The organism is Erythrobacter sp. GH1-10 (genome assembly GCF_045363165.1).
GTDB lineage: Bacteria > Pseudomonadota > Alphaproteobacteria > Sphingomonadales > Sphingomonadaceae > Erythrobacter.
Genome location: NZ_JBJFLP010000001.1, coordinates 1532707 through 1556363, shown reverse-complemented (window position 1 = coordinate 1556363; position 23657 = coordinate 1532707). Strand labels below are relative to the sequence as shown.

At 62.2% G+C, this 23657-nt stretch carries 29 protein-coding genes and 1 tRNA gene; 8 read left to right on the top strand and 22 right to left on the bottom strand.

All coding sequences use genetic code 11. From position 1 onward, the window contains the following. Positions 1 to 63 precede the first annotated feature (63 nt). The 13 genes from ACI5KX_RS07690 to ACI5KX_RS07630 all read right to left on the bottom strand — a co-directional run bounded on the left by ACI5KX_RS07690 (position 64) and on the right by ACI5KX_RS07630 (position 9634). On the bottom strand, positions 64 to 2286 hold the full coding sequence (locus ACI5KX_RS07690) for a DPP IV N-terminal domain-containing protein (RefSeq protein WP_406810083.1): 2223 nt from the start codon (positions 2284 to 2286) through the stop codon (positions 64 to 66). 186 nt (positions 2287 to 2472) lie between these two features. Then, the gene (gene rplS, locus ACI5KX_RS07685; RefSeq protein ID WP_406810082.1) at positions 2473 to 2844 is read right to left on the bottom strand and encodes a 50S ribosomal protein L19; all 372 of its coding nucleotides are present in this window, start codon (positions 2842 to 2844) and stop codon (positions 2473 to 2475) included. Further along, positions 2841 to 3671 carry a tRNA (guanosine(37)-N1)-methyltransferase TrmD gene (gene trmD, locus ACI5KX_RS07680; RefSeq protein ID WP_406810081.1) on the bottom strand — a complete coding sequence of 277 codons (831 nt, stop codon included), beginning with the start codon at positions 3669 to 3671 and terminating at the stop codon, positions 2841 to 2843. Before trmD ends, rplS begins: the two co-directional genes overlap by 4 nt. A 40-nt stretch (positions 3672 to 3711) precedes the next feature. Beyond that, positions 3712 to 4206 carry an SRPBCC domain-containing protein gene (locus tag ACI5KX_RS07675; protein WP_406810080.1) on the bottom strand — a complete coding sequence of 165 codons (495 nt, stop codon included), beginning with the start codon at positions 4204 to 4206 and terminating at the stop codon, positions 3712 to 3714. Between the two features lie 4 nt (positions 4207 to 4210). Beyond that, positions 4211 to 4537 carry an ArsR/SmtB family transcription factor gene (locus tag ACI5KX_RS07670; protein ID WP_406810079.1) on the bottom strand — a complete coding sequence of 109 codons (327 nt, stop codon included), beginning with the start codon at positions 4535 to 4537 and terminating at the stop codon, positions 4211 to 4213. 212 nt (positions 4538 to 4749) lie between these two features. Continuing rightward, positions 4750 to 5079 carry a hypothetical protein gene (locus tag ACI5KX_RS07665; protein WP_406810078.1) on the bottom strand — a complete coding sequence of 110 codons (330 nt, stop codon included), beginning with the start codon at positions 5077 to 5079 and terminating at the stop codon, positions 4750 to 4752. Beyond that, the gene (locus ACI5KX_RS07660) at positions 5079 to 6029 is read right to left on the bottom strand and encodes a carbon-nitrogen hydrolase family protein (protein WP_406810077.1); all 951 of its coding nucleotides are present in this window, start codon (positions 6027 to 6029) and stop codon (positions 5079 to 5081) included. Before ACI5KX_RS07660 ends, ACI5KX_RS07665 begins: the two co-directional genes overlap by 1 nt. Further along, positions 6026 to 6349 carry a hypothetical protein gene (locus tag ACI5KX_RS07655; RefSeq protein ID WP_406810076.1) on the bottom strand — a complete coding sequence of 108 codons (324 nt, stop codon included), beginning with the start codon at positions 6347 to 6349 and terminating at the stop codon, positions 6026 to 6028. Before ACI5KX_RS07655 ends, ACI5KX_RS07660 begins: the two co-directional genes overlap by 4 nt. Before the next feature lie 5 nt (positions 6350 to 6354). Continuing rightward, the gene (gene rimM / locus ACI5KX_RS07650) at positions 6355 to 6885 is read right to left on the bottom strand and encodes a ribosome maturation factor RimM (protein ID WP_406810075.1); all 531 of its coding nucleotides are present in this window, start codon (positions 6883 to 6885) and stop codon (positions 6355 to 6357) included. 9 nt (positions 6886 to 6894) lie between these two features. Continuing rightward, a complete protein-coding gene (gene rpsP / locus ACI5KX_RS07645; protein ID WP_406810074.1) occupies positions 6895 to 7464 on the bottom strand; it encodes a 30S ribosomal protein S16 in 570 nt (189 codons plus the stop codon). A gap of 51 nt (positions 7465 to 7515) precedes the next feature. Next, the gene (ffh, locus tag ACI5KX_RS07640) at positions 7516 to 8997 is read right to left on the bottom strand and encodes a signal recognition particle protein (protein ID WP_406810073.1); all 1482 of its coding nucleotides are present in this window, start codon (positions 8995 to 8997) and stop codon (positions 7516 to 7518) included. A 120-nt stretch (positions 8998 to 9117) separates the two neighbouring features. Next, positions 9118 to 9193, bottom strand: a tRNA-Ala gene (locus ACI5KX_RS07635). Positions 9194 to 9295: 102 nt separating this feature from the next. Next, the gene (locus ACI5KX_RS07630; protein WP_406810072.1) at positions 9296 to 9634 is read right to left on the bottom strand and encodes an FYDLN acid domain-containing protein; all 339 of its coding nucleotides are present in this window, start codon (positions 9632 to 9634) and stop codon (positions 9296 to 9298) included. A gap of 135 nt (positions 9635 to 9769) precedes the next feature. Here ACI5KX_RS07630 and aroA point away from each other — a divergent pair, with 135 nt between their 5' ends. The 5 genes from aroA to cmk are packed head-to-tail and all read left to right on the top strand — an operon-like array spanning position 9770 to position 12636. After that, entirely contained in the window at positions 9770 to 11089 is a 1320-nt protein-coding gene (aroA, locus tag ACI5KX_RS07625; protein WP_406810071.1) for a 3-phosphoshikimate 1-carboxyvinyltransferase, read from the top strand. Further along, positions 11086 to 11544 carry a hypothetical protein gene (locus ACI5KX_RS07620; RefSeq protein WP_406810070.1) on the top strand — a complete coding sequence of 153 codons (459 nt, stop codon included), beginning with the start codon at positions 11086 to 11088 and terminating at the stop codon, positions 11542 to 11544. The genes aroA and ACI5KX_RS07620 overlap by 4 nt, the downstream gene beginning before the upstream one ends. Continuing rightward, the gene (locus ACI5KX_RS07615; protein WP_406810069.1) at positions 11541 to 11810 is read left to right on the top strand and encodes a permease; all 270 of its coding nucleotides are present in this window, start codon (positions 11541 to 11543) and stop codon (positions 11808 to 11810) included. Before ACI5KX_RS07620 ends, ACI5KX_RS07615 begins: the two co-directional genes overlap by 4 nt. After that, the gene (locus ACI5KX_RS07610) at positions 11807 to 12016 is read left to right on the top strand and encodes a hypothetical protein (RefSeq protein WP_406810068.1); all 210 of its coding nucleotides are present in this window, start codon (positions 11807 to 11809) and stop codon (positions 12014 to 12016) included. Before ACI5KX_RS07615 ends, ACI5KX_RS07610 begins: the two co-directional genes overlap by 4 nt. Then, a complete protein-coding gene (gene cmk / locus ACI5KX_RS07605) occupies positions 12013 to 12636 on the top strand; it encodes a (d)CMP kinase (protein WP_406810067.1) in 624 nt (207 codons plus the stop codon). The genes ACI5KX_RS07610 and cmk overlap by 4 nt, the downstream gene beginning before the upstream one ends. Here cmk and ACI5KX_RS07600 read toward each other — a convergent pair. Continuing rightward, complete coding sequence (locus ACI5KX_RS07600) at positions 12626 to 13126, bottom strand: hypothetical protein (protein ID WP_406810066.1); 501 nt, start codon at positions 13124 to 13126, stop codon at positions 12626 to 12628. The two genes, cmk and ACI5KX_RS07600, sit on opposite strands and share 11 nt — an antisense overlap. A 323-nt stretch (positions 13127 to 13449) precedes the next feature. Between ACI5KX_RS07600 and rpsA the strand changes: the two genes are divergently transcribed. The 3 genes from rpsA to ACI5KX_RS07585 all read left to right on the top strand — a co-directional run bounded on the left by rpsA (position 13450) and on the right by ACI5KX_RS07585 (position 16990). Beyond that, on the top strand, positions 13450 to 15153 hold the full coding sequence (rpsA, locus tag ACI5KX_RS07595; protein WP_406810065.1) for a 30S ribosomal protein S1: 1704 nt from the start codon (positions 13450 to 13452) through the stop codon (positions 15151 to 15153). A 95-nt stretch (positions 15154 to 15248) separates the two neighbouring features. Beyond that, complete coding sequence (gene gloB / locus ACI5KX_RS07590) at positions 15249 to 16004, top strand: hydroxyacylglutathione hydrolase (protein WP_406810064.1); 756 nt, start codon at positions 15249 to 15251, stop codon at positions 16002 to 16004. Positions 16005 to 16009: 5 nt separating this feature from the next. Continuing rightward, positions 16010 to 16990, top strand: coding sequence for an NADPH:quinone oxidoreductase family protein (locus ACI5KX_RS07585; protein ID WP_406810063.1), 981 nt, complete (start codon positions 16010 to 16012; stop codon positions 16988 to 16990). 64 nt (positions 16991 to 17054) lie between these two features. Here ACI5KX_RS07585 and ACI5KX_RS07580 read toward each other — a convergent pair whose 3' ends face one another. From ACI5KX_RS07580 to ACI5KX_RS07545, 8 genes are all read right to left on the bottom strand, one after another. Continuing rightward, positions 17055 to 17585 (bottom strand): hypothetical protein, encoded by a 531-nt coding sequence (locus ACI5KX_RS07580; protein WP_406810062.1) that lies wholly within the window; start codon positions 17583 to 17585, stop codon positions 17055 to 17057. Further along, positions 17578 to 18072 carry an ATPase gene (locus ACI5KX_RS07575; protein WP_406810061.1) on the bottom strand — a complete coding sequence of 165 codons (495 nt, stop codon included), beginning with the start codon at positions 18070 to 18072 and terminating at the stop codon, positions 17578 to 17580. Before ACI5KX_RS07575 ends, ACI5KX_RS07580 begins: the two co-directional genes overlap by 8 nt. Before the next feature lie 84 nt (positions 18073 to 18156). After that, positions 18157 to 18384, bottom strand: coding sequence for a F0F1 ATP synthase subunit C (locus ACI5KX_RS07570; RefSeq protein WP_027442220.1), 228 nt, complete (start codon positions 18382 to 18384; stop codon positions 18157 to 18159). A 50-nt stretch (positions 18385 to 18434) separates the two neighbouring features. Beyond that, positions 18435 to 19196: a F0F1 ATP synthase subunit A gene (locus tag ACI5KX_RS07565; RefSeq protein WP_406811340.1), complete on the bottom strand. Its 762-nt coding sequence runs from the start codon at positions 19194 to 19196 to the stop codon at positions 18435 to 18437. A gap of 71 nt (positions 19197 to 19267) precedes the next feature. Further along, entirely contained in the window at positions 19268 to 19603 is a 336-nt protein-coding gene (locus ACI5KX_RS07560; RefSeq protein WP_406810060.1) for an AtpZ/AtpI family protein, read from the bottom strand. Between the two features lie 163 nt (positions 19604 to 19766). Continuing rightward, positions 19767 to 20150 (bottom strand): YdbL family protein, encoded by a 384-nt coding sequence (locus tag ACI5KX_RS07555; protein ID WP_406810059.1) that lies wholly within the window; start codon positions 20148 to 20150, stop codon positions 19767 to 19769. A 17-nt stretch (positions 20151 to 20167) separates the two neighbouring features. Next, positions 20168 to 20416, bottom strand: a complete 249-nt coding sequence (locus ACI5KX_RS07550) for a YnbE family lipoprotein (protein ID WP_406810058.1) — start codon at positions 20414 to 20416, stop codon at positions 20168 to 20170. Next, positions 20413 to 23652, bottom strand: coding sequence for a YdbH domain-containing protein (locus ACI5KX_RS07545; RefSeq protein ID WP_406810057.1), 3240 nt, complete (start codon positions 23650 to 23652; stop codon positions 20413 to 20415). The genes ACI5KX_RS07550 and ACI5KX_RS07545 overlap by 4 nt, the downstream gene beginning before the upstream one ends. Between the last annotated feature and the right edge of the window lie 5 nt (positions 23653 to 23657).

Sequence of the window (23657 nt, the reverse complement as noted above, 5' to 3'; positions counted from 1 at the left end):
CATACTCCTGATTATGTTCACGCGCCGAGATAGCGATGCGATGCGTGAACGCAACCGGAATACCTATTCCGGCGGGGTTACCCCGTGTGCCTCGAGAAAGCGGAAGATCGTGTTCCACAGGTGCGGGCTGATGTTCTCGCCGGCCACGCGGTGGGTGTAGCCGGGATAGAGCATCATCTCGAACGGGACATTGCCTTCCTGCAGCACGCTGATCAGTTCGGAGGAGTTCTCGAACACCACGTTGTCATCCGCCATGCCATGGATCAGCAGCAGCGGATCGCTGATCTTGGTCGCATCGGGGATCGCGCTCGCCGCTTTATAGGCCTCGGGCACTTCGCGCGGGTCGCCCATATATCGCTCGGTATAATGGGTGTCGTAGAGTTCCCACTTGGTCACCGGCGCGCCCGAGATACCCGCGGCGTATAGCCCCGGATCGGCCTGAAGCTGCTTCAACGTCATGTAGCCGCCATACGACCAGCCATAGAGCGCAATCTTGTCGCCATCGACAAAATCGAGCGTCTTGAGATACTCGGCGCCGACCTTCTGGTCGCGCACCTCGACCCCACCCATCGCACGATAGATCGGCTGCTCGAAATCGACCCCGCGATTGGCCGAGCCGCGTCCGTCGAGCACGAACCAGATATAGCCCTTGTCGACCACCGCCTGCGCCAGCGCGCCATCCCAGCCCTTGTCTACCGTCTGCGGGCCGGGGCCCGAGTAATGGTAATAGAGCACTGGGTACTGCTTGCCCGGTTCCATTTCCGGCTTGTACATCATCCAGTGTAGCTCGGTGCCGTCCTCGGCCTCGACCGTGCCGAATTCCGGTTCGACATGGCTGGCGAGATAGGGCGCATAAGGATGATCGGCATCGAGCGCGTTTTCTTCGACCCAGGTGATCCGCTCTCCGTTGGTCCTGGCAAGATAACTCTGGGTTGGCTGGTTCACGCTCGAGCGCGAGATGTAGAGCACCGTGCCCTTGCCATCCATCGACGCGCTGTGATCGTAACCATTCTTGGTGATGGTGGCCGGACGTCTCAGGTAATCAAGCGGACTGCTACGAATCTGGCGCGTCAGATCGCCGGTGGCGACTGTGTAGAAGAATTCTCCCTCGCTCTCGTTGACCCCAACCAGATCGAACTTGTGGGTGTTCCCACTGGTGAGCTTCAGCCACTCTCCATCCTTGAAGCGGTAATACTGGCCGAAACCGTCCCGCTCGGACCACCACAGCAAGCTCCCGTCCTTCAGGAAGCGGTAATTGTTGCTGAGGTTGATCCAGTAATCCTCGCGTGCGGCCTTTTCGGTGAACCACACTTCGCTTGCACCGGTTGCCGGATCGACCTTGAGCATGTCGAGCACGGTCTGCTCGCGATTCTGGCGCTGGACATAAAGGTAATCGTCAGGCCCCCAGTTGACGCGCGCAACATAGATGTCGGTGTCGTCGCCCAGATCGACCTTCACCCGGTTCCCGCCATCGGGATCCATCACGTAGAGTTCGACGATGGCATTGTCCGATCCCGCGACCGGATAGCGTTGGTCGAAGACCTTGGTTCCGGTTGCGCCGATGGCCGCGCGGGTGACGATCCCCACCGGGCTTTCATCGGTTCGCTGGACCGCGATGCGCTGGTCGTTCGGCCCCCACCAATAGCCGTCCATCCGGCTCATTTCTTCCTGCGCAACGAATTCGGCTTCGCCCCAGCGGATCGTTTCCCCTTCCTTGGGTGTGATCGGAGCGGCTGCCTCGCCCACTTCGCCGACCCAGAGCTGGCGATCGCGAACGAACGAGACGTAGCCGCCCTTGCTTGAAAGCTTGGGATTGAGCTCGGTTTCTTCGGTGTCGGTCAGGCGCTGGACCGTGCCGTCGAGCTTGGCGAAATAAAGATCGCCGTCGAGCGGTACGAGCACACCCGATCCGTCGCTCGCCCACTGGTAGCTGATGATGCCCTTCAGGTTGCCCACTCGCGCGCGCTCGCGCTGCATTTTCTCATCTTCGGAAAGCTCGCGCCCCGTGCCCAGCGCTTCGCTATCGACCAGCATTCGCCATTCCTGGGTCGAGATGTCGAAGCCCCAGAGGTCGTAACGCTCGCGATCATCCTCGCGGTTGCGGAGCAGCGTGAGATAGCGTCCATCGGGAGAAAGCTTGGCCTGTCGCGGCGAGGGCCCGTTGAGCGAAGGCGAAGCGAAGACGCGCTCGAAGGTAAGCTCCTGCGGTTCGCTCATCGCGTGATCGTCGGCAAATGCGGAACTAGAAAAAAGTGCCACAGCGGCGGCAAGTAGCGGGATACGCATTTCAAGGATCGCCCCTCATTTTCGTCATTGCGAGCCACCAACAGGTGGCGCGGCAATCCAGTTCCGACGCTGGATTGCTTCGTCGCTATCGCTCCTCGCAATGACGAAAGAGAATGGCAAGAGGCCAACGAAAAAGGGCGGCCCCATGAGGACCGCCCCTTTTGAATGGACTCTTGCGGAAGGGGCTTATTCGCCCTTCGGAGCGTTGTCGCGACGTTCGGCGATACGCGCACGCTTACCGGTGCGGCCACGCAAATAATACAGCTTCGCACGACGCACGACGCCGCGGCGCACCACGGTGATGCTGTCGAGGATCGGCGAGTAGAGCGGGAACACACGTTCAACGCCTTCGCCGAAGCTGATCTTGCGGACGGTGAAGTTGGAGCCCATGCCGCGGTTCGAGCGGGCGATCACGACGCCTTCGAACATCTGCACACGCTCGCGGTTGCCTTCCTTCACCTTCACGCCGACGCGCACGGTGTCGCCCGCGCGGAATTCGGGAATCTCTTTTTCGACCTTGCCGATTTCTTCGGCTTCGATTTGCTGGATCAGGTTCACTGGTCCGGTTCCTTGTTTTTTCGCCGCGCGCCAGAGGCAGACTGGTCCCGAACGCCACTATGGCGTTCCCAAAGGTCCGGCCTGCGTAACCGTGTAATCTCTTCGCTCTTCGACTTTCGCCAAGCAGCGATCTTCGCATGATCCCCCGATCGCAGCACTTCGGGGATCGTGCGCCCTTCCCATACCTGAGGTCGGGTATATTGCGGATATTCGAGGAGCCCGTTTTCGAAGCTCTCTTCGGTTCCGCTGTCGGGCGCGCCCATTACCCCCGGAAGCAGCCGAATGCAAGCGTCAAGTATCGCCAAAGCCGCCGGTTCGCCGCCGGAAAGGACGATATCGGCGAGGCTGACCTGTTCGATCTCGGGTCGGGCCTCGAACAGGCGCTCGTCGAACCCCTCGAACCGGCCGCACAGAAGCGTGACGCCGGGGCCGCTGGCGATTTCGCGAATGCGCGCCTGCGTGATCGGCTTCCCGCGCGGGGTCATTGCCAATACTGGCACAGCACCCGCTCGTCCTGAGCTTGTCGAAGGACTGTCCTTCTTTTCCGAAGAAATGTGCGATGCTTCGACAGGCTCAGCATGAGCGGTTTTGGGTGGGTGGACGCTGTCCAAAGCCGCTGCCAGCACATCGCATTTGAGCACCATTCCCGCGCCGCCGCCCGCGGGCGTATCATCGACAGTGCGGTGCTTGTCGGTTGCGAAGTCGCGGATCTGGACGGTTTCGCACGACCAATCCCCCCGCTCGAGCGCCTTGCCGGCGAGCGACACACCCAGCGGCCCGGGAAACATTTCCGGATAAAGCGTCAGGATCGTTGCGGCGAAGGTCATGGTCTTGCCCCTCGCCAGACTTGGCCTGCTTGGCAACCCCCTATGACGCCGCGAGCATCTCGGCGAGCTTGTCGAGACTGCCGCCCCAGCCCATCTTCATCGAGCCCATTTGCCGCTCGAACTCGGCGATGTCTTCGGGCGTCGCCTCGATCGGCGTCCATGTGAGCGTGATCCGGGTCCCGCTATCGATGCTCTCGAAATCCACCTCGGTCAGCAGGGTGAGCGGCCAGTGCGGAAAGAAGGACGGTCTAATCTTGTCACCCGCTTCGTCGGCAAAGCTCTGCTCCCACGCGATGCGGCTCGGCGGCTTGACCTCGCGCCACAGCGCCAGAGTGTAGGTTGTCCCCATCTCCGGGTGATCGGAGCGGGTGTGCATGACCGACCCCTCCTCGATCTCCCCCGAAAGCGGCGTGAGTTTTGCACCTGGAGGACCCGACCACGCCGCCATCTTCTCCTGATCGGCCCAGGCATCGAACACCTGCTCGATCGGTGCCTCGAAAATCCGCGAGATCATGAAAACCGGGACGTCCGCCATGCTGCTATTCCCCCTTGTCAGCCGCCTTCAGAAAGGCATCCAGCCGGTCGAAACGATCGGGCCAGAACGATGCCATATGTTCGATAAAGCCCCTCGCCTGTTCGAGCCCCTGCGGCTTCAACCGGCGCGGCCGGGTCTTTCCTGCGATTCCGGTTTCGACCAGCCCCGCTTGCTCGAGCACCTTGAGATGCTTGGAGATGGCAGGCTGGCTGAGCGCGAAGGGCTCGGCGAGTTCGGCGACAGTCGCTTCGCCCTCGGCGAGCCGCGCAAGGATCGCACGCCGCGTAGGGTCGGCAAGCGCCGCAAAGGACTGGTCGAGCGAATCATCCATCGCCGACAGGTTATATTACTCATTAGTTATGTAAAGGGATGGAGGCGGCGAAGGTCGTGACTTAGCTCAAGATCTCCGCTCGTCCTGAGCTTGGCGGAAGCGAAGCTGGGACGAAGTCCCAACGACCGTTTTTCTTTTCTGCACCGTCTGAAAAAGTGAAGTGCAATCCTTCGACAAGCTCAGGATGAGCGGTGTGTGCGTGGCGGCGAAGGTCATTCGAAAACCCGGCGCCTCGCGAAGAAGAACAAAGGGATCGACATCAAGATATAAGAAACAATCGGTATCCCGAAGACTTCCGCCCAAAACACGAATGACGCTGGACCGGGGTCAGCCATCAGACCCGCAGCAATCAATTCGACATCATGTTCTGTCGGCGCTTCAGGACTTGTCGCCCATAGCGTTCCAGCCGCAAAGAGAAACGGGACAAAAATGCAGACCATGAAGAAATGTGCAATTGCCCCTTCAAGCACCAGTCGCTTGGTCGCGCCGAAGGCAACCACAAAGAGTATAGGCGCAAGGATCAGGGCGAGAAAAATGTGCATCAACCCCAATTCACCCCACCCTTCGCCCGCGTATCGACATTGAGTTCGAACACATCAGGCCGCGAATAGTGGCCGTCGGTATCAAGGCTCGCCAGCCCCTGTCCGATTTCGCTCAGGTCCAGTTCGGCGTGGAGGATTTCCTCACCCTCACCCGCCTGCGCCATCACCCGCGCATCAGGGGCGATGATCATTGAGCCGCCGCGATTGAGCTGCACTCCCTCGATGCAATCCAACAGCGCTTTAGCCTCTGCATTTCCACCAACCCGCTCCAGACCGTCAAACAGATCATCGCGGTGCTGCACCAGCCCTGCCGCCAGCACAAAGCACCGCCCCTCCATCGCATAATGCCGTGAGGCGAGCGCATATTCCTCGCGCACGGTCGGCCAGGCGGCGACGTGCACGCATTCGCCGAGATTGTGCATCGCCGCGCGGGCGAGCGGCATCCAGTGTTCCCAGCAGATCAGGTTGCCCGCCCGGCCCCATTCGGCCTCGTGCACGCCCAGCGTCGAGCCGTCGCCGCGCATCCAGATCAGCCGCTCGCCATGCGTCGGCACCAGCTTGCGGTGGTCTAGCGGCGCTGCGCCGGGGCGCAGCAGCAACTGGTTGTTGTAGAGGCTCTGCCGCACGCGCTCATGCGCGCCGATCGAGATGCAGGCATCGGTTTCGTCGCACAGCTCCTGCAACGGAAGCAGCCGCTCGTCATTCGCGACGATCGCCTGTTCGAGCATGATCGCGTGGAGCGCCTTGGTCCCCGGATGATCCCACAAAGCCGCTCCGGGAGCTTCATCGAGCCACAGCGGATAGCCGCCCAGGAACGTCTCCCCGAACGCGACAAACTGCGCCCCGCGCTCGATCGCCTCGCGCGCAAGCCCAGTGGCCTTCTCGATCCCGCCCGCAAAATCGAGCGGAATAGGTGCGGCCTGGCAGATAGCGACGGAGAGCTTGGTCATTCAAAGGTTCCCACGTCGAAGTGCGTCAAGCGATCGAGCTTGCGCGTGGCGATGTGCGAGATCGGCCAACCGATGACGGCGCAAACGCCGATCAGGACTGCCATGAAGCCGAGCAAGAAGGGCAGCCATTCGTTCGGCCCGTCGAGGGTGAACAGGGGAGTTGGCAGCATCACCAGGCCGGGTCCGAGGACTGCGGCAGAAAGTATCCGAGCCCGCCGACCTGCCCCGGGAATGATAAATCGCACCAGCAGGACCGCGCCGAGTGTCGCCATCGCCATGCTGATGGCGAGAAGGAGCAGGACGGCGACGGTCTCGATCATGCCGCTCAGTCTTCAGCGAATTCGGTCGCGATCACAAGCCTTTCAGCGTCCCACTCGATTACGGCCTGCGGCGTCATCGGGACCATGAAGGTTTTTTGCCCTTTTTCGGGCGGCGGAGCTTTTTCGATTTCGACGATGTCGGTCGCACCGAAATTCTCGATCGCGATCACGGTACCGAGCGGCTCACCCGACTCGGTCGTCGCTGTAAGGCCGATCAGATCGGCGTGGTAATACTCGCCTTCCCCGAGCGCAGGCAGGTCGTCGCGCGAGACGGTGAGCACCGTCCCGCGCAGCTTTTCGGCCTCGTTACGATTGGAGATCTCGGCAAAGCGGGCGATCGCGCCGCCCTTATTGTCCGAGCGGACTTTCTTGAGCGTCAACGCGCGCCCGGTCTCTTTGGCGTTGAAGCTGGCGTGCGCGGAGAGCGCCTCGACGCCCTCGCCGAACAGTTTGAGGCGCACCTCTCCCGCAACACCATGCGCGCCGGTAACGGCGGCAAGTTCCACCATCCGGCGCGCATCGCGTTGCTCGGGCATGCCGCGGGCTTACTCGGCTTTTTCTTCGGCTTCGTCGGCCTTGGCTTCTTCGCCAACCGTGTCGTCGGCCTGCTCGTTCGGCACGCCGCCTTCTGCGGTCTGTTCGGCAATCGCAGCGGCTTCTTCTGCCGGAGCGTCGGCATCGACAGCGTCGGCCACGGCCTCTGCGGTCTCTTCCGACTTGGCCGAACCGGTTGCGTCGTTCTCGGCTTCGGTCGCAGCCTTTGCCGCTTCCTCGGCTTCCTTGGCCTTTTCAGCCTTCTCTTCGGCGCGCTCCTTGGCCTTTTCGCCCGGCTCGGCCTTCTGCGGGTTGTTGCGCGGAGTGCGCTCCATGATGCCCGCCGCGTCGAGGAAACGCAGGACACGGTCGGACGGGGTCGCGCCGACGCCGAGCCAGTACTTGGCGCGGTCTTCGTCGAGCTTCACGCGGTTCTCGTCGTCCTTCGCGAGCAGCGGGTTGTAGGTCCCGATCTGCTCGAGATACTTGCCGTCACGCGCCGAACGCGAGTCGGCCACGACGATGCGGTAGTAAGGACGCTTCTTGGCGCCGCCGCGCGAAAGCCGGATTGCAACTGCCATTGGTATTACCTTTCGAGATTAAACGTTTGAATCATTGTAGTTTCTAGAAAATCATTTCTTCGGGCCTGGTCCACCGAGGCCGGGAAGCCCGCCGGGCATTCCGCCACCGGGACCACCGAGGCCGGGCATACCGCCCGCGCCGCCGCCTGGGCCGCCCATCCCGGGCATCCCGCCACCGAACATGGCGGCAAGGCCTTTCAGCCCGCCCATCTTCTTGATCTGCTTCATCGCGCGGCCCATTTCCTGGTGCATCTTGAGCAGCTTGTTGACCGTCTGGACGTCGGTCCCGCTGCCCGCCGCGACGCGCTTCTTGCGCTTGGCATTCATCAGGCCCGGATGTGCGCGTTCCTTGGGGGTCATCGAGCCGATGATCGCATCCATGTGGACGAGCACCTTGTCGTCCATATTGGCCTGCGCCATCGCCTGTTTCGCCTTTTTCATGCCGGGCATCATGCCCGCCAGCATGCCAAGCCCGCCCATGTTCTGCATCTGCTTCAATTGCATCCGCAGGTCGTTGAGGTCGAACTTGCCCTTCTCGAAATTGCGGGCGAGCTGCTCGGCCTCTTCTTCCTTGATCGTCGCCGCCGCCTTTTCGACGAGGCTGACGACATCGCCCATTCCGAGGATGCGGTCGGCGACCGAGCCCGGGCGGAAAGGTTCGATCGCGTCGAGCTTTTCGCCGGTGCCTGCGAACTTGATCGGTTTGCCCGTGACCGCGCGCATCGAAAGCGCCGCACCGCCACGCGCATCGCCGTCCATCCGGGTGAGAACCACGCCGGTGAGCGGAACCTCGTCGGTAAAGCTCTTGGCCACGTTGACCGCGTCCTGCCCGGTGAGGCTGTCGACAACCAGCAGCACTTCGGTCGGCGCGGAAACTCCCGCGACGGCCTTCATCTCGGCCATCAACGCTTCGTCGACGTGCAGGCGGCCTGCAGTGTCGAGCAGCAACACATCGAAATTCTGGAGGCGCGCAGCCTCCATCGCACGGCGTGCGATGTCTACCGGCTGCTGGCCTGCCACGATCGGCAAGGTTGCAACGTCGGTCTGCTCGCCGAGCACCGCCAGCTGCTCCTGCGCTGCCGGGCGGTTCACGTCGAGCGACGCCATCATCGCCTTCTTGCCATGCTTCTCGCGCAGCAACTTGCCGAGCTTGGCGGTCGTGGTGGTCTTACCCGAGCCCTGCAGGCCGACCATCATGATGACGACCGGGGGCTTGGCTTCGAGGATCAGCCCCTCCCCGCCCAGCGCATTTTGCGGATCGTCGGGATCGCCGCCGAGCGTCCGGATAAGCTCGTCATGGACGATCTTGACGACTTGCTGGCCGGGCTTGACCGATTTGAGGACTTCCTGGCCGACGGCCTTTTCGGTCACCGCATCGATGAAACGGCGGGCCACAGGGAGCGCGACATCGGCTTCGAGCAGCGCGATCCGCACTTCGCGCATGGCATCGCGAACGTCCTGCTCCTTGAGCGACCCGCGGCCTTTGAGCTTGTCAAAGACGCCGCCAAGGCGGTCGGACAGATTGTCAAACATCGTCTTCAACTCCTCACCGGTTCGACGAACCGGTATTAAACGCGAAAAACGCCGGCGGACGAAACCTCGTCGGCCAGCGTGCGGAATTCCTCGACGGAAAGTCCGGCTTTATCGGTTCGATGGTGGAGCCTAGCGGGATCGAACCGCTGACCTCAACACTGCCAGTGTTGCGCTCTCCCAGCTGAGCTAAGGCCCCAGATCATCGATGTGTCGACCTCATCAAATATAAGGCCAAACCCCTGCTCTCGCAAGGAGCGGGCGCTTTATGGCCGCTCCCCGCGAAACGCAAGATCAAAAATCAAGTATCGTCGTCGTCGTCGTCGCCTTTGCCCTTGGACACGCCAAGGTCATCGTCGCCGCCAAGATCGACGTCGTTGTCGGGCGAATCGTCATCGTCGTCGATGTTTTCGATGTCCTTCAGATCATCATCATCGTCCGCGAGATCGCTGTCAGCGTCGCCGTCCTTCTTCTTGTCTTTCTCTTCAAACGGGATCGGCTGCTTCGACTTCAGCACCGGCTCCGGATCCCACGTTTCCCCGCACTCGATGCAGGTAACGGGATCGTCCTTGCCGAGGTCGTAAAAGCGTTCCCCGCATTTGGGGCAGGAACGCTTGGTGCCCCATTCTGGCTTCGCCATTCTTGAAAATCCTTAGTCTTGCCCGTTCAACTGGCGGGCGTCGGTATGCGCATTTTATTGGGACCGGAAATGTCCGGAATCAAGAGCGGGCGCGCCTTGCCAGAAGGACGGGGCACTGTCAAAGACCGCCGCGCAATGAGCAGCCATACTTTCACTCCCTCAAGCCCTCTGAAAGGGCGAATTCGCGTCCCTGGCGACAAATCGATCAGCCACCGCGCGCTGATGTTTTCCTCGCTTGCCGTGGGCGAAAGCACGATCGAAGGGCTGCTCGAGGGCGAGGATGTGCTCGCGACCGCGGCTGCGATGCGCCAGCTGGGAGCGGATATCGTACGCGGCGACGATGGCGTGTGGCGCGTTCATGGCGCTGGCCTCGGAAGTCTGCTCGAACCCCGCCAGGCGCTCGACATGGGCAATTCGGGTACGTCGACGCGGCTGTTGATGGGCCTGCTTGCAAGCCACGGGTTCAGCGCGACATTTACAGGCGATGCCAGCCTTTCGGGCCGACCGATGAACCGCGTGATCGAGCCCCTGTCGCAGATGGGCGCGAGTTTCGAAGCATCGCGGGGCGGAACCCTGCCCCTCATGCTGCGCGGAGCACTGCCCGCCGTTCCGATTACCTACCGTCTTCCGGTTGCGAGCGCGCAGGTGAAGAGCGCGGTTCTGCTTGCCGGTCTCAACACACCGGGCATTACCAGCGTGGTCGAGCCGGTCGCAACGCGCGACCACACCGAGCGGATGCTGAAGGGGTTCGGCGCGACGATTGAGATCGGTGAAGAAGGCGGCGAGCGCAAAATCTCGATCCACGGCGAGGCGGATCTGCAGCCGCAGCAGGTCGTCGTTCCGGGCGATCCATCCTCGGCCGCATTCTTTATCGTCGCGGCGCTGATCGTGCCGGGAAGCGACCTGCTTATCGAGAATGTCGGCATGAACGAGACCCGCGCCGGGATCGTCCATGCGCTGCGGCAAATGGGTGGATCGATTGAAGAACGGGACCGGAGGGTGATTGGTGGCGAGCCGGTTGCGGACCTGCGGGTGCGGCATTCGGTGCTGACCGGCGCTGAAATCGACCCGTCCCTCGCCCCCTCGATGATCGACGAATTCCCAGTATTGTTCGTAGCCGCAGCGCTGGCCGAGGGCACAACCGTGACCAGTGGCCTGGAGGAACTGCGCGTCAAGGAAAGCGATCGGCTGGCAGCCATGGCCAAGGCACTGGCGCTGGCCGGCGCGCGTGTGGAGGAACACGAAGACGGGCTCACGATCGAAGGGTCCGGAGGCGAACCGCTGCGCGGCACGCTGGAGGGTGCAAGCGTCCAAACACGGCTCGACCACCGCATTGCGATGAGCATGGCTGTGGCAGGTCTCGCAAGCCGCCACGGGGTGAATGTGGACGACACAGCCCCGATCGCGACCAGCTTCCCCGACTTCATGGACCTGCTCGAAAGTGCTTCCCGGTGAGTTATGATTTTCTTGTCTTCGACCCGGAAGTTCCGCCGCGCAACGATGACGGGTTTCGCGAATGGTTCGAAAGCGAAATTCGCGACGGCGACGACAATTCGAGTTCGTCCGAAGAAGTCGTAGAAAGCAAAGCGCTGAAGGCTTTCTACGCCGAAATGCGCGAGATATTTACCCCCATCAGCGGGCCGGACGCAGTCGATCTTCCCGCCAGTTCACCGCCGATCCGGCAGCTGCGCTCAGGCGACTACGGCTTTCGCCCACATTCAATCTACCTTGGCTTTCGGTGGGAAGCCGCCGATATGGCCCGCGCAAGCGCATCGACCATCGCGAAGCACCTTGGCCTCGGGTTCTACTTCGTGTCTTCCGAATACGGTCAGGCCGTGTTTCCCGACGGGCACACAGTTTGGCCGACCGGGAAATATCCGGGTCGTGGTACGGGAAAGAAGCTGCAATGATAGGATTTGACTGGGCCTCGCTCGTCGGCTTTCTCGGCACCGCCTGCATCATTTGCGCCTACGCCTATCTGACGTACTCCGAGCGGCCTAACCCGTTCGTCCTTCACGGCACGAACCTCGTTGGCGCAGCGCTGCTCACCGTCAGCCTTATCGTGCACACCAACTGGCCGAGCCTCGTGCTTGAAGGATTTTGGGCCGCAATTGCTGTATTCGGGATCGCCAAGGCCTTGCGCGCTCGAAGGCGGCAGGACACAACGTCTGCATGATCAAGCGCCGCCTCTACGCAGCGATCGTGCTGCTTGCTTTCGCGATTGGATCGGTGCTGTTCTGGAACGATGGCGAATTCGACCTGTTCGCTTTCGGGCTGAATCTCATATTCGCCAGCATCGGCTTCGTGATTTTGCACCATCGCTGGAAACGACAGGAAGCAGGCCGGATCTCGCCTTCGAGGGCGAAGGACATATTCTCGTGATCATTGCGGTCGATGGCCCCACGGCATCGGGCAAAGGCACGATCGCCAAGCAGCTCGCCGAGCATTTCGGCGTGCCGCATCTCGACACGGGGCTGCTTTATCGCGCGGTGGGTCACCAGGTGTGGCTCGACGGCGGTGATCCGGACAATGAGGAAGACGCGCTTGGAGCCTGCTCTTTTCCCGACGAGCTGCTCGAGGATCCCGAACTGCGCAGCGAGGCGACGGGTGGGCTCGCGAGCCGTGTCTCGATCCATCCCAAGGTCCGGCAAGCGCTGTTCGAGCGCCAGCGCGCATTCGCGACCCAGCCCGGCGGCGCGGTGCTCGACGGGCGCGATATCGGCACCGTCATCGCTCCCGATGCCGATGTGAAGCTGTTCATCACCGCCAGCGTGCAGGAGCGCGCCCGCCGGCGCTGGCTGGAGATGACCGGGCGCGATCTCGAGATCCCGCTCGCCGAGATCGAGAAGGACATCGTCCGCCGCGACGCGCGCGACATCAACCGGAAGGACGCACCGCTCAAGGCTGCGCCCGACGCGCTAATCATCGACACGACGAGCTTCGACCGCGACGAGGCCATCGAAGCCGCGATCGAAGCTGTCGAAGCGGCTGTCAGCCCCTGATTTTCAGGTTGCCATTCTCGATGGGGACCAGCTGAAACGCGCTTGCCGGAAGGTTGAGACAGAACAGCGGATCGCCTGCGCCGAGCGAAGTCGGCACGAGGAAAGAAATCTCGTCGGTGCCTGCGCCCGGATTGCCGTTATCGCGCACCACAAAATAGCGCGTCGTCGGCAGCCCATCGCTGTTGGAACGCTCGATCTCGCCGCCAAACACGATGGTGTTCGCGTCGACCCGATTGCCGCAGGTCACATTCACTTTCTCGATGATCGGCTTGTTCTTGTCAGGTGTATTGGTCGGAAAGTCGCGTCGCACCAGCTGGGCTTGTCCCGACGCGGAGCCGTCGGCATTCACGAATACATTCACACTGAATGTGCGCTCCTTCAATGCGCGACCCTGCCCCGACACATGCACATCGTTACCCTGAGCCAGGCTCGGCGCTACCGGAAATACGGCGACCGCAATCGTTGCGACTGCAAGACTTGTCTTCTTCATGATTGATATCCTCCCAATGCTTACCCCAACACAGAAGCGCTACCATCAACGTCGCTGCCCGGCCAGCCCTCGTTGTTAACGGGCTTGAGTGATATCGACCGACCGCCGGAACGCTGCATTTCCCTTGCTTTCAGGGGCCACTTGGCTTAAGCGCGCGCCCGTTCTCCCAATCCTTTCAGATTGAGTGGACCTTCGCGCTTGCATCCGGCGGTGCGGAGATGTCGGCCTCTTGCCCCGTACACCGCCGCAATGGTGCGTCGGAGACGGAGAAAGACCCCGGTAGAACCGGTGGCCGGTAGCAAAACGATTAGGAAACTGAATCCATGGCGACTTCGCCCAACCCAACGCGCGACGATTTCGAAGCGCTTCTCAACGAACAATTAGGCGCCGCTGGTGACGAAGGCTTCGAAGGCCGCGTCGTCAAAGGCACCGTGACCGCGATCGAGGCTGGCAATGCCGTGATCGACGTTGGCCTCAAGTCGGAAGGCCGCGTGAACCTCAAGGAATTCATGCGCGGCGAAGATGAGCACGGCTTGTCGGTCGGCGACGAAGTCGAAGTCTATGTCGACCGCGTCGAAAACGCCGATGGCGAAGCGATGCTCTCGCGCGACCGCGCCCGCCGCGAAGCCGCATGGGACAAGCTCGAAAGCGAATTCGGCGAAGGCAAGCGGGTCGAAGGCCGCATCTTCGGCCGCGTCAAGGGCGGCTTCACCGTCGACCTCGACGGTGCCGTTGCCTTCCTGCCCGGCTCGCAGGTCGACATCCGCCCGGTGCGCGACGTCACCCCGCTGATGGACATGCCGCAGCCGTTCCAGATCCTGAAAATGGATCGTCGTCGCGGCAACATCGTCGTCTCGCGCCGCGCGGTGCTCGAAGAAACCCGCGCCGAACAGCGCAGCGAACTGATCAGCGACCTGACCGAAGGCCAGGTGATCGACGGCGTGGTCAAGAACATCACCGATTACGGCGCCTTCGTCGACCTCGGCGGCATCGACGGCCTGCTGCATGTCACCGACATGAGCTACAAGCGCGTAAACCACCCGAGCGAGATCATCGAGATCGGCCAGACCGTGACCGTGCAGATCGTCCGCATCAACGCCGATACGCAGCGCATCAGCCTCGGCATGAAGCAGCTTGAAAGCGATCCGTGGGACGGCGTTTCGGCCAAGTATCCGGTCGGCGCGAAGTTCACCGGCACCGTCACCAACATCACCGAATACGGCGCATTCGTCGAGCTGGAGCCGGGCATCGAAGGCCTGGTCCATGTCAGCGAAATGAGCTGGACCAAGAAGAACGTCCACCCGGGCAAGATCGTGAGCACTTCGCAGGAAGTCGAAGTGATGATCCTCGAAGTCGACAGCGAAAAGCGTCGCATCTCGCTTGGCCTCAAGCAGGCCCAGCGCAACCCGTGGGACGAGTTTGCCGAGAAGCATCCGGTCGGCACCGAAGTCGAAGGCGAGGTCAAGAACGCCACCGAATTCGGTCTGTTCATCGGTCTCGACGGCGACGTCGACGGCATGGTCCACATGTCGGACATCGCCTGGGGCATCTCGGGCGAAGACGCGCTGGCGCTCCACCGCAAGGGCGAAATGGTCAAGGCCGTCGTGCTCGACGTCGATGTGGAGAAGGAACGCATCAGCCTCGGCATGAAGCAGCTCGAAAAGGGCGCACCGAGCGCCGACGGCGCCGATGCCAGCGCGCTGCGCAAGGGCCAGGTCGTTACCGTGACCATCCTCGAAGTCCGCGATGGCGGTCTCGAAGTCCAGGTTGGCGACGATGGCGCGACCGGCTTCATCAAGCGCAGCGACCTCGGCCGCGACCGCGACGAGCAGCGTCCCGACCGTTTCCAGGTCGGCAGCAAGGTCGATGCGATGGTCACCGGCTTCGACCGTTCGAAGAAGCCGAACTTCTCGATCAAGGCGCGCCAGATCGCCGAAGAGAAGGAAGCTGTGCAGCAGTTCGGTTCGTCCGACAGCGGCGCATCGCTCGGCGACATCCTCGGCGAGGCGCTGAAGAAGGGGGATTAATTCCCGCTCTTCGCCAAGGCGAAATCAGAGAGGGCCCGGCAGCAGCGATGTTGTCGGGCCTTTTCTATTGCGGTGGTCGAGCGTACACTCGCCCAATGCTTACAGTCCACCAGTTCCCCTGCCTGTCCGACAATTACGGCTTCCTGCTGCATGACACAGAAAGCCATGAAACCGCGGCGATCGATACGCCCGACGGACACGAATACCTCAAACAGGCCGAGACCAAGGGGTGGCGGATCACGCAGATCTGGAACACCCATTGGCATCCGGATCATGCGGGCGGGAACAAGGCCATCATCGAGGCGACCGGCGCGACAGTGGTTGCTCCAAAAGAAGTCGAGAAGATCTCCCCTATTGACCAGGTGGTGGCTCACGGCGACACCGCGAAGCTCGGCGAGGAAACGGCGCGGGTAATCGACGTGTCCGGCCATACCAATGGCCACATCGCCTATTACCTCCCCTCGGCTGGCATTGCCTTCGTCGGCGACAGCGTGTTCGCGCTCGGCTGCGGGCGCATGTTCGAGGGCACGCCAAAGCAATTCTGGGCCAGCCTTGAGCGGATCAAGGCGTTGCCGCCCGAAACGACGCTCTATTGCGCGCATGAATACACTGCGGCCAATGCCAAGTTCGCGCTGCATGCCGATCCCGATAATGCCGCGCTCAAGGCCTATGCCGAAGAGATCGCTGCGAAACGTGAACGCGGTGAGCCGACCGTGCCGACGCAACTCGATCGCGAGCTTGCAACCAATCCTTTCCTGCGCGCCGACGATCCCGCGCTGACGGCCAAATGGGGCGGCACTACGCCTCCGGAAACGTTCGCCGCCTTGCGCGAAGCCAAGGATAATTTCTGAGTTCGATGCAGGCTCTCAGGGTCGAAACGCTCTCGGACGACCTCGGCGGCGTCAGCCTGATCGATGCGCCCGAGCCCGGACGCGAGCCGGGAGAGATACTGGTCCGCGTCCGTGCCGCTTCGCTCAACTTCCCCGATCTGTTGATGACGCGCGGTGCCTACCAGTTCAAACCCGAGGTGCCGTTCACCAGCGGGATGGAGCTGGCTGGTGAAGTGATCGAGGCCGATGCGGACAGCGGCTTTGCGCCCGGAGACCGGGTGATGGGCGGCGACAAGACGGGTGCCTTTGCGGAATTCGCGAGCATTCCTGGACGAGGTCTTTCGCGCATTCCCGAGGGCGTCGACTTCGCCGCTGCCGCTGCAATGGGCGCAGCCTACCAGACGGCATATACCGGCCTGGTGGAACTCTGCAGGTTGAACGAAGGACAATGGGTGCTCGTCCACGGAGCGAGTGGCGGAGTAGGTCTCGCGGCGGTCGATCTGGCAAAGGCGCTGGGCGCGAAGGTGATCGCGGCCACCGGCGTCGAAGCCAAGCGCGAGCGGATCGCGGCGCTGTACAATCCCGAAGCAGTGATCCTCGCCGAAGGACGGTTTCGCGAAAAGGTGGCCGAACTGACCGACGGCGCGCTCGCCGACATCGTTTTCGACCCGGTCGGCGGGGATGTGTTCGACGAATCGACCCGCTGCGTGGCGTTCGGCGGCAAGCTCGTGGTGGTGGGATTTACTAGCGGACGCATTGCCGAGGTTGCGACCAACATTCCGCTCATCAAGGGATTCTCGATCGTCGGGCTTCGCGCCGGAGAGTACGCCCGGCGCTTCCCGGAACGCGGCGCAGCGATCCGTGCCGAAATTGCCAGGCTGGCTGCCGAAGGCCGGATAACTCCGGCGATCGACCGGGTTCTTCCACTCAGCCGGTGGCGCGAGGGATTCGAAGCGATGGCAAACCGCGAACTGGTCGGCAAGGTGGTATTCGAACCCGGTTCCTAGACATAAGAAAGGCGGCCGCAATGGACCGCCCTTCTCCTCTCCAACCGGAATACCCGGACAATTCCTAAAGCGAGGAAATGACCTCGTCGGCAAGCTTCGCATCGGCCGCGCTGGTGTGGCGTTCGGAAATGAGATCGCGCGATGCGCTGGCGGCTGCTTCGACCGCTTTCGCCTTGACCCCGGCAATCGCTTCCCGCTCTGCCGCTGCGATCTTGTCCTCGGCCATGCGCTTGCGCCGTGCGACCATGGCTTCGCTGTCGGCCTGGGCTTTTTCGAGGATAGCGTCGGCTTCGCGCTGCGCGCCTTCCACCATCTTTTCCGCGTCCTGCTCGGCGCTCGCAATCTTCGCGGCGTATTCGTCACGCAGCTTTTCCGCTTCGGCACGCAGGCTCTTCGCCTCGTCAAGCTGTTGCTTGATTTCGTCGATCTTCTTGTCGAGCCCACCGGTGACCACCCCGGGAACCTTCTTCCACAGGAACACGCCGATCAGCACCAGCATCGCCAGCGAAACCCACTGGTAATCCTGGATGCCGAACGCGGCGGGAGCGGCGTAGCCTTCTTCCGAAGCGGCGAGAAGAATAAGGAAATCAGGCATCGGTCATCGCCTTCTTTACCGCGGTGCGCGCGGCGCTCTTGTCCACCGTCTCGCCCGAAAGGCGGGCGACGATGTCCTGGGTCGCTTCGGCAGCCACGTCCTCGATCTCCGCCATCGCGCTTTCGCGTGCAGCGTCGATTTCGGCCTCGGCCTTCGCGAGCTTGGTATCGAGCCTTTTCTGTGCCGCTGCGAGCTTCTTCTCCGAAGAGGCGGCTGCCTTGGCCTTGGCTTCGGCGATCACCGCCTGCGCCTTTTCGCGATTCTCGTTCTCGCGCTGGCGCCACGCCTCCTCCTGCTCGTCTGCAGCATCGCGGGCGGCCTGCGCAGCGGCGAGGTCGTCGGCGATCTGCTTGTCGCGCATTGCGACCGTTTCCATCACCTTGGGCACCATACCGCGCCCGATGACGAAGAAGGTGATGCCGAAAAAGATCAGCGTCCAGAAAACCTGGCTGGACCAGAATTCGGGGAGTTGGTCTATCTGAGGCATGAACCGGGTCCGAAGCTTGCTGTGATCGGGAGATCATGCCGGCCGGTGGGCGCGAAGCCGACCAGCCAGCACGATATCTTATGCTTAGGCGACGAAGATCAGGATCATCGCAACGACGAACGCCAGCAGGCCGAGAAGTTCGGCTGCGGCGAAGCCGATGAACAGGCGACCCTGCTGGCCGTCTGCGGCGCCCGGATTGCGCAGTGCGCTTTCGAGGAACGAACCGAAGACGTTACCCACGCCGATCGCGGCCATACCGGCACCGATCGCTGCGAGGCCTGCGCCGACGAGCTTGGCTGCTTCTGCTTCCATTTGAAAAACTCCTTTGAATTCAAAACTGTTGGAATGGAATTGTGTGAAACTCAGTGAAGGTTCTCGGCATCGTTGATGTAGAGCGATGCGAGCAGGGCGAAGACGTAAGCCTGGATACCGGCGACAAGGATTTCCAGGGCGCTGATGCCGATCATCAGCACGAAGCTGGGGATCGCGACAATCAGGCTGGTACCAACGCCGGCATTCAGGCCGTCGATCACGAAGCTCGAAAGAACCTTCAACAGAACGTGACCCGCCATCATTGCGACAAACAGTCGCAGGCCGAGACTGAACGGGCGGATCATGAACGAGAAAAACTCGATCAGCGCGATCGGCAGGACCATCGGCGCCGGCGTTCCATGCGGCACGAAAAGGGTGAAGAAGCGGATGCCGTGCTTCCAGAAACCGACGATAAGGACGATCGAGAACGACAGGACCGCGAGTACGCCGGTCACGGTGAAGTGGCTGGTAAAGGTGAACGGGTGCAGGCCCAGCACGCCGATCGGCATCAGGCCGAGCAGGTTGGCGAACAGGATGAACATGAACAGGCTGAAGATGTAGGGCGTGTACTTACGCCCTTCCTTGCCGATGTTCGCTTCAAGCATGTCGTCGATGAAGCCGGTGAAGCTTTCCACCGCCATCTGCCAGCGCCCGGGCACGAGCTCACGCTTCATGCCGCCGGCGACGAACGCCCACAACAGGACGACGGTGATCGCCATCCAAAGCGCGGAATTGGTGAATGCGATGTTGAAGCCGTCAGCCAGTTCCCAGTTCTTCGAGCCGAAAACGGGCTCGATGAGGAACTGCTTCATCGGATCGACTTTGCCTTCTTCGGCTGCCACGGTGTGTCGGTCCCTAATGCCTTATGCGAAACGCGCCCCGCTTATTGATCCTTCCCCGGATCGTCAGGACGCGCATTCGCTGCTCGAATAATGTTCCTGAAGGCCACGCCTATCCCGAGGAACAGGCCAACCAACAGACCCCAGGGCGTGGTTCCGACGAGCGCATCGAACGCCCAACCGATCACCAAGCCACCGAAAATCCCACCGAGCAGGTCGGCCAGAACCCGGTTCCCGCTGCGATAATTCGCATCGGACCCCTTGATCCTTGGCCGGTTGCGTTCGTCTTCCCGCTCGCGTGCAGCCTTTAGCCGCGCCTCGAGCGCGTCGATCCGCGCATCCTCGCCGATTGGTTCTCGTGCAGGCTTTTCGTCGCTCATGCCAGCTTCCATAAAATGGGGTCGCAAGGCACACGCAAAGAAGTGCCCGCCGAGGGCGTGGCCCCCTTAGAAGGGGGGCATATTCGAGTCAACCGTGGGGGAGGTGTATTTGCCGCGCGGAGTCTTGATTATTCCGCACTTCGAATGCCACCCGAGCGGGAATTCACGGGCACCGCGGATCGCGCGTCGGAGGAGCGCTGGTCCTGGTTTCCCAGTTGCCAGCAGGGGTCTGGTATTTCTCTCCCGGCGTCGTGCGCGCGATCGAAAGGCATCCGGCGGTGAAGGCATATTCCTGAAGCGTAACCTGCTCCGCCTTCGCGCGATCGGCATAAACCGCCCGGCGTTTGATGTTGATATCGTTGACCAGATCCTGAAGCTGCGGCGTCGCGGCCCCGACAATGCCGAGATATCCGTCCGGCTTCTCCCCGACCTGTCCTGAAGCCCGGGCCGCCGCATAGGCAGGATCGCGCTGGGCAAGCGCAGGCGCAGCCACTGCGGAGAGTGTCACGGCGGCTGCCAGAGCTGCCAAGATCGAATTCCTGTTCATACGCGCTTCCCAGCCCTTCAAAATATGTCCGCGTTCTCGTCGATCGCGTTTCCGGCATCCTCGGCCAGCCGATAGGCAATATCGGCCTGGATGTTGATATTCAGCTCGATCACGATCGCTTCGTCGGGCGCGTTGATATTGATGCACCCCGAAGCGACCAGTGCCGCCCCGACAACGAACGCCCGCCGCGCAATGCTGAGAAAACCAATGCTCATCATGCGGTGACTGGCAACCATACCGTCATCGGTCAATTCCTCGTGGATCATGGCAAGTCTTCGCTTTCTCGATTCTGAATGGCTTCGGGCTGAACGGTCGGTTCATCTTCAGGCGCGGGCGGCGGGGCTGGAACGCGCCTGTTCGGTACAAGCACGCCGTTTTCGACCTTGAACAAACCCATGGAAAGCGGATCTCGAGCGGAATTGGGATCGAGATAGAGACGTGCAATCGTCCCCAGATCGAAGAAGCTTTCGGACCGGACATTCACCTTGAAGCGGATCGGAAGCTTGGCAAGCTGGCGGGTCACGAGATTTTGGCTTGCGCCAGCCCCTTGCCGGACACCGTCGAACTGGAAGTTGGTGATGATTTCACCGGTCAGTTCGCCCGAAAGCCCGACGCTCATCTGCGAGTAGTCGAGCGAGCGAAGCGACTGGAAAGCGAAATCGCCGATGGCCCCGAGATCTTCATAGGTCAGTTCGCCGATGTAGGAGACATTTCCGCCGGGCGGGCGCGAAATCAGCAAGCCGCCTTCGATGGAGCCATTACCCATATCGTCGAACACGATCGGCACCGTGCCGTCGAAGGTTCCCGTCGCGCCGAGATTGCCGAGCTCCATCTGGGCGACGAAACTTGCGGCATCGAGAGCGACGACCTCGAACACGTATCGCTGTGCGCCCGGCTCGCCATAGCGAATATCGACCGGGCGCAGGATCAGTTCGCCGCCCATGAAGGGCCAGCGCGCATCTTCGAGTGAAATCAGCGTCCCGTCGGTCAGTGCGAAGCGCACCTTGCCCGCCAGAACCTCGATCCCGGGGTTGAGCGCTCCGATTTCGATCACTTGCCCCGGCGCGGTGGTCAGGTTGATCAGGTCGGTGAATTCGATCCTGCCCCTGAGCCCGTCGATCGGACCGAAAGCGACGGCGATATCGAGCCTTTCGGTCCCGAAATTGCCGCTGCTGGTGATCGTATCGGCGGTCCAGCGGATATCGCCCTCGCCGGTGATTGTCCCGTCTGCAAAAGCGATCACGCCGTTGGCGAGACCGGTGAGATCCTCGGGTCGCAAGTCGCTGTCGAAGGTTACGCCCGGAACATCGATACCGGCCCGACCGATGCCGCTCGTCAGATCATGGGTAACATCGACCGCGGTCACAAGCCGCCCGGTGCCCGGGTGGAGCAGGTCTGCCTGCGCCGTGATGATGTTCTCTGCAAGGCTCAGCGTCGCATCCCGGGCTGCCAGCGCTTCGAATCGCTGCTCCGGGACTTCCACACCGTCGATCCGCTCGGTCAGGGTAAAGGCACCCTTTTCGATCACCAGCGTTTCACCGCGGTATGCCCAGCGGCCGGCCAATTCGGAAAGATCGAGCGGGACGAAATCGAGCATCGCCGAACCGCTCGCGAATTCGCCGCCGAGCTCTTGTTCCATCCGGCCGCTCAGTTCATTCGCCGAAAGACGCACCGCGCTGCCATCCTCTCCGATGATCGCGCGCAGGTCGGTGAGCTGGAAGTCGCCGGGATATCGGAACGAGCCTGTACTGGCGCTGAGGAGCGCCGACGATCCCGCCAGCTCGCCGGTGAGTGCGAGCGCGCGGGTCTCGACTCCGATCCGGAGCGAGTCATCATAGCTGACCATGGCTTTGCCAGGCTCGGGGCAGACCGCAAGCCGGTGCCCCTGCAAGGAAAGCTGGTAAAGCGCCAGCGAACCGAAGCGGACCTCGCCGCACCTCGTTCCTATGGCGAGGCCGCCCGTGCGGCTCCACGCCCCTTCAATCGGAAGCTCGAGACCGGTCACGCTCCCGCCCGGAACCGCCCCGCTCGCATTCGCGATGCCGGCGAACGATACGGCCCCGGAACGGTCCTGCGAGACCTGCAGACGCGGGATCGCAATACGGTCACCCCCCTCGCCGTACTCGGCCATCGTCGCGCGCAGCGCGAGAGCGCCGCCCCGGGTCTGCTCCATCCGTCCATTGATCCTTGGCAGGCCCTCGCCGCCGGTGACGAAGTTACCCGCAAGCCTGTCTCCAGCATTGCCGTTCGTCCAGGAGAAGCGGGACACGGCCAGCAGAGGTTCTCCGCTTGCGGCGGTCAGTCTGCCTTCTGGAACGGCAACATTTATTCCCGCCTCATTCAGCCGGACGGTGACGGAAGCAGCCATGCGCCCGTTGGCGGTTGCGCGCGAGAGGTTGCGCTCCAGCTTTGACAGAAGCGGTGCGAGCAGCGTGTCCGCGCCGACAGTCCGCACGTCGGCCAATATGGAGGTCGTCTCGCGAGCCAAGCGCAGGCTTTTGCCGCTGAGGTCCACGTCCCAGTCGCTGCGGGTGAAGGCGGCATCGCTCCGCAGCGAGCCCTCGGCCCGCAGTTCTGCCATTGAGGCATAAGACGATGTTAGTCCCGTGCCGGTCAGATCGTGCCGTGCTTTGAGGCCGGTCTCGCCAAATGCAAGATCGATATCGCCCGCCAGCCGGTCGAGCGAATTCGCGTCAAACCCGATCGCGGAAGCGGCAAGCGCCAGTTTCCCGCCCACCACCGAAAAGTCTTTCGAAAGCGCAAGGTCGGCCCCGATGTCGGCGGATTCGATTTGTGTTCCTTCGCAACTCGCCTGGCGCAACCGCACAGGTCCGCTGAAGGATGCTACGCCATCGGCTGTCGAAAGATCGCCGTAGGCTGTCGCCGCGCGAGTGTTGCATCCTTGCAGTCCGAGCCCGGGAGCGGTGACGGCAAGCTTTCCGCCGAATCCATCGTCCAGCCGCCCCGCCCCTTCGAGCTTGGCGGCGATCGCTCCATAATCGCTTTCGATCAGCGCACGCGCGTCGATAATCGATACTGCAAGCTGGGGCAGGCTGGGAGGCTGGTCGCTCTCGGCGAACAGCAGCGGATCGAGCGCCCCGAGGCTGAAGACACCATCGCGATAGGTTCCGAACAGGCGCGGCCGGATCAATTCGACCCTTGCGACGTATGGCCCGGCCAAGCCGTATTCCAGACTGACCAAGACCTTCTCGATGGTCAGATCCGGCGAACCGGGATCGCCGATCACCAGGTTGGCGAGCACCTGTTGACGGGGGTCGATCGAGACGATTTCGTAGCCCGCATCGACGCCGCTTTGCGTCAGCAGGTCGTCGATGAAGACCCCTGCAATCCGGTCGCGCGAATACCATGCTCCGGCGAGGGTCACGGCGATCAGCGCAAGCAGGCCGAGGCTGATCCGCCATCGCCACTGCTTGGGCCACAATCCGCGCCTGCGCGCGGCCTCCTCCGTGTCCGATCCCGATTGCTGCCCGACTGCCGCCATGATGT